Source organism: Oleiphilus sp. HI0132 (genome assembly GCF_001635845.1).
The window spans coordinates 1-572 of sequence record NZ_LWGJ01000495.1; the positions used below are offsets into that span (position 1 = coordinate 1).

Annotated in this window: 1 protein-coding gene; it reads left to right on the top strand. The window is 44.4% G+C overall.

The window, feature by feature from the left end:
- Positions 1–20 precede the first annotated feature (20 nt).
- A partial coding sequence (locus A3766_RS05995) for a Sir2 family NAD-dependent protein deacetylase (protein ID WP_068641915.1) occupies positions 21–572 on the top strand: 552 nt, incomplete at its 3' end.

Below are 572 nucleotides of genomic sequence, written 5' to 3' on the forward strand. Positions count from 1 at the left end.
GAAGGTAATAGCTAGTCAATATGAGTACCTTATATATTACGGGCGCAGGTGTTAGCGCAGAAAGTGGCATTCCAACGTTTAGAGGTGAGGATGGCTTTTGGACCATTGGCAGTAAGAACTATACCCCGATGGAAATGGCTACGCGCCGAATGTACACCGAAAACCCGGTAGAATTTCTATCTTGGTACTATCATCGTTTTGCAACGTATCGCCATCACGGGCCAAATGAAGTGCACCATTGGCTCGCAGATAAAAACCTGATCACCCAAAATATTGATGGTCTTGATGGTAAGGCCGGCAACAAAGATTATATCGCAATTCATGGGCGCTTAGATCAAATGACGCGTTTTCATGAGCAAGGCCCAACGGTTGAGACTTATCAAACGCCTTGGGAACAAGTGGATGAAGAGAAACTTGTCGACTCACTACTTTCCCTGTTTAAAATTAGTAAGCACACACTTACACCAGAGCTAGACGTTTCACAAAAGCCTTACGTTTTGCTCTTCGATGAGTTCTACACTGATCTTTACAGAATATCAGAGGCACAGGAACGAATGCGTTATGCCTCGAAG